The sequence below is a fragment of the Methylopila musalis genome, from assembly GCF_042679725.1.
In the GTDB taxonomy this organism is placed as follows: Bacteria; Pseudomonadota; Alphaproteobacteria; order Rhizobiales; family Methylopilaceae; genus Methylopila; species Methylopila musalis.
Genome location: NZ_JBHTMX010000175.1, coordinates 1 through 6,061 on the forward strand (window position 1 = coordinate 1; position 6,061 = coordinate 6,061).

Annotated in this window: 6 protein-coding genes; 1 reads left to right on the forward strand and 5 read right to left on the reverse strand. The window is 72.8% G+C overall.

The window, feature by feature from the left end:
• From recJ to ACFQ4O_RS14230, 5 genes are all read right to left on the reverse strand, one after another.
• On the reverse strand, positions 1 to 1,523 hold a 1,523-nt coding region (gene recJ, locus ACFQ4O_RS14210), incomplete at its 3' end, for a single-stranded-DNA-specific exonuclease RecJ (protein WP_378776451.1).
• A 34-nt stretch (positions 1,524 to 1,557) separates the two neighbouring features.
• Entirely contained in the window at positions 1,558 to 2,541 is a 984-nt protein-coding gene (gene glpX, locus ACFQ4O_RS14215) for a class II fructose-bisphosphatase (RefSeq protein ID WP_378776461.1), read from the reverse strand.
• 201 nt (positions 2,542 to 2,742) lie between these two features.
• Positions 2,743 to 4,044, reverse strand: coding sequence for a homoserine dehydrogenase (locus tag ACFQ4O_RS14220; protein WP_378776453.1), 1,302 nt, complete (start codon positions 4,042 to 4,044; stop codon positions 2,743 to 2,745).
• A gap of 57 nt (positions 4,045 to 4,101) precedes the next feature.
• On the reverse strand, positions 4,102 to 5,322 hold the full coding sequence (locus tag ACFQ4O_RS14225; RefSeq protein WP_378776455.1) for an LL-diaminopimelate aminotransferase: 1,221 nt from the start codon (positions 5,320 to 5,322) through the stop codon (positions 4,102 to 4,104).
• Positions 5,323 to 5,459: 137 nt separating this feature from the next.
• A complete protein-coding gene (locus ACFQ4O_RS14230) occupies positions 5,460 to 5,696 on the reverse strand; it encodes a hypothetical protein (RefSeq protein ID WP_378776457.1) in 237 nt (78 codons plus the stop codon).
• A gap of 176 nt (positions 5,697 to 5,872) precedes the next feature.
• Between ACFQ4O_RS14230 and ACFQ4O_RS14235 the strand changes: the two genes are divergently transcribed.
• Positions 5,873 to 6,061, forward strand: a 189-nt coding sequence (locus ACFQ4O_RS14235) for a hypothetical protein (protein ID WP_378776459.1), incomplete at its 3' end; no start/stop codon positions are given.

The following is a 6,061-nucleotide window of genomic DNA, read 5'->3' on the forward strand; positions in this document are numbered from 1 at the left end:
GCCAGCACCGGCTCCGGCGCGCCGGAGCCGAACGGGCCGGCCCGCTCCAGATCCCGCGCCAGATCGAGCGTGGCGGCGGCCGCCGTCAGCGCGGCGTCGATCTTCAGCGCCTGATCGGCCCGCGCCCGCGTCACGGCGGCGCCGAGCGCCTGTTCGAGATGCGCCCGGAAGGCGCCGAGCGCGCTTTTGCGCACGGTGACGCCCGCCGCCATGGCGTGGCCGCCGCCCTTGACCAGCAGACCCTCGTCCACGGCGGCGCGGACGGCGGCGCCGAGATCGACGCCGGGGATCGAACGGCCCGAGCCGGTCCCCGTCCCGTCCGGCAGGAAAGCCACGGCGAAGGCCGGGCGGCGAAACCGCTCCTTCAGCCGCGCCGCCACCAGCCCCACCACGCCCGGATGCCAGCCCTCGCCGGACACCACGACCACGGACGCGCCGTCGCCCTCGGGGCCGAGCGCGGCGTAGGCCTCCGCTTCGGCCTCGGCGAGCGTGCCGCGCTCGAGCGCCTGCCGCTCGCCGTTCAGCCGGTCGAGCTCGGCCGCGATCCGGCCCGCCTCCTGTTCGTCGTCGGCCAGCATCAGCCGGCAGCCGAGGCCCGCGTCGCCGATGCGCCCGCCGGCGTTGATGCGGGGCCCGAGCAGGAAGCCGAGATGGTACGGCGTCGGCGGGCCGTCGAGACGGGCCGCGTCCATCAGCGCGCGCAGGCCGAGGCGGCGGCGGCCGCGCAGTTCGATCAGCCCCTTGGCGACGAAGGCGCGGTTGAGGCCCGTCAACGGCACCACGTCCGCCACCGTTCCGAGCGCCACCAGATCGAGCCCCGTCCGCAGGTCCGGCTCGCCACCCTTGCGGGCCCAGAACCCGCGGCGGCGCAGCTCCCGGCGGGTTGCGACCAGCGTCATGAAGGCGACGCCGCAGGCGGCCAGATGGCCGAGGCCGGACAGGTCGTCCTGCCGGTTGGGATTGACCAGCGCGTTGGCCGGCGGCAACTCCGCGCCCATCTGGTGATGGTCGATCACCACCACGTCGAGCCCGCGGGCGCGGGCGTGGGCCAGCGGCTCGAAGCTGGTGGCGCCGCAGTCGGCGGTGATCAGCAGCGTGGCGCCGGCCTCCGCCAGCATGTCGATGGCGGCCACGTTCGGGCCGTAGCCCTCGAAGATGCGATCCGGGATGTGCACCTGCACGGCGCAGCCGGCGGCGGTGAGAAACTCCGCCAGCAGCGCGGAGGAGGTCGCCCCGTCCACGTCGTAATCGCCGAAGATCGCGACGCTCTCGCCCCGCTCACAGGCGTCGGCCAGCCGGGCGGCGGCCTCCGGCATGGCGGTCAGCACGTCCGGGTCCGGCATGAGCCGCGCGAGCGACGGATCGAGGTGCTCGTCCACGCCCGCGCTCGTCACGCCGCGGCCGGCGAGCGTGCGGGCGAGGAACGGGCTCAGCCCGTGATGGCGGACGATCTCGTCCGCCACGGCGCGGCCGAGCACGTCGAGGCGGTCGCGCCAGACGCGGCCGCCGAACGACGCCGTCACGCCGAGAAACGCGTCCGCTGCGGGACGGCGCGGCTCACTCGAGATGGAACTTCTCCGTCTGCGCGTGCTCGGCGCGGATGCGGCGCGTGGTGCCGGTGGAGGAGCGCATGACCAGCGTCTCGGTCACCACGCCGCGCCGCCCAAAGCGCACGCCGGACAGCAGCCCGCCGTCGGTGACGCCGGTGGCGGCGAACAGCACGTCGCCGCGCACCATCTCGGCCAGATCGTAGATCTTGCCGAAGTCCTTGATGCCGGCCTCCGCCGCCTTGCGCCGTGCGTCGGGCTGGTCGAGCAGCAGCCGCGCCTGCATCTGGCCGCCGGTGCAATGCAGCGCCGCCGCCGCCAGCACGCCTTCGGGCGCGCCGCCGACGCCGAGATAGATGTCGATGCCGGTCTCGTCCGGATCGGTGGTGTGGATCACGCCCGCGAGGTCGCCGTCGGTGATCAGGCGGATCGCGGCCCCGGTCTGACGCACCGCCTCGATCAGGCGGCCGTGGCGCGGGCGGTCGAGGATGCAGGCGGTGAGCTCGGAGACCGGGACGCCCTTGGCGGCCGCAAGGCTCGCGAGGTTTTCCGCCGGGCTGCGGTCGAGCGCCACCACGCCGGCGGGATAGCCGGGGCCGACCGCGATCTTCTCCATATAGACGTCGGGCGCCTTCAGCAGCGTGCCGTCTTCGGCGAGCGCGACCACGGAGATGGCGTTGGACTGGGACTTGGCGCAGAGCGTCGCGCCCTCGAGCGGATCGAGCGCGATGTCCACGCGCGGCCCCTGCCCCGTGCCCACCTCCTCGCCGATGAACAGCATGGGCGCGCCGATGCGGTCGCCCTCGCCGATGACGATGGTGCCGCGGATCGGCAGCCGGTCCAGCTCCCGCCGCATGGCGGAGACGGCGGCCTCGTCCGCCTGGCGCTCGTCGCCCCGGCCGCGCAGCAGCGCCGCGGCCACCGCCGCCCGCTCGGTCACGCGCACGATCTCGATGGTGAGCGCCCGGTCGATCACCTCCACGGCGTCGATCAAAGCCGGCCGCTCCTCCGCAACCCTCTCGGCGTTCGCCGTCTTCTTGGCCACGTCACGTCCCTCGACGAGAGCCCCGGGCGCGCTTGCGGCGCCGGAGCGGACCCGCGCCGGGCGCGACGCGTCCGGCTCAACGGGCAGGCGGCGGCCGCCGCGACGGCCGAAAGCGCATGCGTCGCGGCGCTCGCGCGTCGCGGGAACCCTTCACCGCTTCTCGATGCGGATCACCTGCGGCGCGCCGTCGATATGCCCGTCCGCCTCGATGGCGTCCAGAGCGCCGCGCAGCGCGGATTCGGTGGTGGCGTAGGTGATCAGGACCACGGAGACCGCGTCGGCCTCGGCGTCGTCCTGCTTGCCGTGCTGGACGATGCTCTTCAGCGAAATGCCCTGCTCCGCCATGCGGGTGGCGATGGCCGCCGCCGCGCCCGGCCGGTCGAGCACCGACAGGCGGATGTAGTAGCCGCCCTCGTGCCGGGCCATGGGCGCCCGCGACGGCGCCGCGAGCGTCGCGGCCGGAACGCCGAACACCGGCCCGCTCACGCCGCGGGCGATGTCCACGATGTCCGCGACCACGGCGGAGGCGGTGGCGTCGCCGCCCGCGCCCGCGCCCGAGAGCACCAGCGCGCCGACCGCGTCGCCGTCGATCTCGACGGCGTTGGTGACGCCGCCGACGCGGGCCACGGCCGAATCCATCGGCAGCATGGAGGGATGCACCCGCTGCTCCACGCCGGCCTCCGAACGGGTCGCGACGCCGAGCAGCTTCACCCGATAGCCTAGCTCCTCGGCCATCTGCAGGTCGAGCGGGGTGATGGAGGCGATGCCCTCCACATAGATGCCGTCCGGGTCCGGCTGCACGCCGAAGGCGAGCGTCGCCAGCAGCGCCAGCTTGTGGGCGGTGTCGAAGCCGCCGATGTCGAAGGTGGGATCGGCCTCGGCGTAGCCGAGCTTCTGCGCGTCGGCCAGGCACTCGGCGAAGCCGATCTTCTCCTTCTCCATCCGGGTCAGGATGTAGTTGCAGGTGCCGTTCAGGATGCCGAACACGCGGCCCATGCGGTTGGCGGACATGCCCTCGCGCAGAGTTTTTACGATCGGCACGCCGCCGGCGACCGCCGCCTCGAACCCGACCGCGACGCCCTTCGCCTCCGCCGCCGTGGCGATGGCGAGGCCGTGATGGGCGAGCAGCGCCTTGTTGGCGGTGACGACCGGGCGGCCGAACTCGATCGCGGTCTCGACGCAGGCCTTGGCCGCGCCCTCGGCGCCGCCGATCAGCTCCACCACCAGATCGACGTCGGCGGCGCGGGCCATCTGGCTCGCGTCCACGTGCCAGGAGACGTTGGCGAGGTCGAGCCCGCGGTCGCGCGTCCTGTCGCGGGCGGACACGGCGGTGACGACGATCGGACGCCCGGCGCGCGCCTCCAGCTCCGCGGCGCGGGCGCCCAGAATGCGAACGACGGCCGAGCCGACCGTGCCGAGGCCGGCGACGCCGACCCTCAGAGGTTCCGCCATGAGATCAGGTCCGAATGCGCCGACGAGAGGAGCCGCGGCCGCTGATGGAATCCCCCGTCAGCGGGCCGCGGCGAGCGGGACGACGTTGTGCAACGTCTCGTCCGCCGTTTCAAGGAAGCGGCGCACCGAGCGCGCCGCCTGACGGATGCGATGCTCGTTCTCCACCAGCGCGATGCGGACGAACTCGTCGCCGTGCTCGCCGAAGCCGATGCCGGGCGCGACCGCCACATGGGCCTTCTCCACCAGCAGCTTCGAGAATTCGAGGCTGCCCAGCGAACGGAACTTCTCCGGGATCGGCGCCCAGGCGAACATGGAGGCCTTGGGGCTCGGCACGGGGAAGCCGGCGCGGCCGAAGGAGTCCACCAGGATGTCGCGGCGCTTGCGGTAGATCTCCCGCATCTCGACGATGCAGTCCTCCGGGCCGTTCAGCGCGGCGGAGGCCGCCACCTGGATCGGGGTGTAGGCGCCGTAGTCGAGATAGGACTTCACGCGGGCGAGCGCCGCCAGCAGCCGCTCGTTGCCGACCGCGAAGCCGACGCGCCAGCCCGGCATGGAGAATGTCTTCGACAGCGAGGTGAACTCCACCGCCACGTCGAAGGCGCCCGGCGCCTCGAGGATGGAGGGCGGCGGGCTGTTCTCGTCGAAGTAGATTTCCGAATAGGCGAGGTCGGACAGCACGAACAGGTCGTGCTGCTTCGCGAAGCGCACCACGTCCTTGTAGAACTCGATGTCCGCCACTTCCGCCGTCGGGTTGGACGGGAAGCAGGTGACCACCGCGATCGGCTTCGGGATCGAGTGCATCACCGCCCGCTCGAGCGCGTGGAAGAACTCCGGCCCGGTGGTCGCCGGCACGTTGCGGATCACGCCGCCCGCCATCAGGAAGCCGAAGGCGTGGATCGGGTAGCTCGGATTGGGGGCCAGAATCACGTCGCCCGGCGCGGTGATCGCCTGCGCCATGTTGGCGAAGCCCTCCTTGGAGCCGAGCGTCGCCACCACCTGGGTGTCAGGATCGAGCTTCACGCCGAAGCGGCGGGCGTAATAGGCCGCCTGGGCGCGGCGCAGACCCGGAATGCCCTTGGAGGTCGAGTAGCGATTCGTGCGCGGCTTGGTGATCGCCTCAATCAGCTTCTCGTTGATGTGGTCCGGGGTCGGCAGATCCGGGTTGCCCATGCCGAGGTCGATGATGTCGGCGCCGGCCTTCCGTGCGGCGGCCTTCACACGGTTCACCTGCTCGAACACGTAGGGAGGAAGACGGCGGACGGAATGGAATTCGGACATGGGACGACGCCACAGGGCTGCCCCGCGCACCAGCGCGCGAGGAAACCCGTGGGATACCGTAACGCCGGGCGGCGATCAAACTTCAGGCCCGCAAGGCTGGCGCCCGACTCATGCGCAATTGGTCGGACGGGGAAGGCTCAGCGCACCCGGCGCGCCAGCAGATCCGCCTCCAGCCGCTTCTGCTCCTCAGGGCTGCGCAGGCGCCCCGGACGCGGCGGCGGCGTGACGCCCACCGACGGGTAGGCGAGGTTCTCCGGCGCGGGCGCCAGACCCTTGGTGCCCCGGAACTGCTCGAGCCCCTGCCCGCCGCAGCCGGCGAGCGCCGCTCCCGCGACGGCGAGGACGATGGCGGAGGCAATCCGTGACGCGCTCATGGGCGGTTCCCGAAGGCGGGGCTCCAAGGCGCGCACGCGCCTTTTTGCGGGGAAAGAAGGACAACGACGCTGGTGACGCGCCGCGCCGCTTGCGCCTATTGTCATGGGAAGCTGCTAGGACGCAACCCGGACGCCGCGAGAACAAGCGGCGCCGGAGATACCAGGGAGGTAGCACCATGGCCCGCAACGCCGCGGAACGCTCGGCGACGGTCCGCATCCCCGCGCAGTCCCCCCTGCCGAACGAGGTCGTCCGCGACGAGCGGGCCGACGCGAGGCCCGCCTTGCGCCCGGTCGAGGTTTCGCCCGAACCGCCCGCGGCCGGCGACGCCGCGACGCCCGCAAAACCGGCGCGGGCCAAGCGCGCC

What these genes read in the sequence shown, in the direction of transcription:
- ACFQ4O_RS14220 (WP_378776453.1), bottom strand. Translation starts at nt 4,044, where the DNA reads ATGGCGGAACCTCTGAGGGTCGGCGTCGCCGGCCTCGGCACGGTCGGC.
- ACFQ4O_RS14225 (WP_378776455.1), bottom strand. Translation starts at nt 5,322, where the DNA reads ATGTCCGAATTCCATTCCGTCCGCCGTCTTCCTCCCTACGTGTTCGAG.
- ACFQ4O_RS14230 (WP_378776457.1), bottom strand. Translation starts at nt 5,696, where the DNA reads ATGAGCGCGTCACGGATTGCCTCCGCCATCGTCCTCGCCGTCGCGGGA.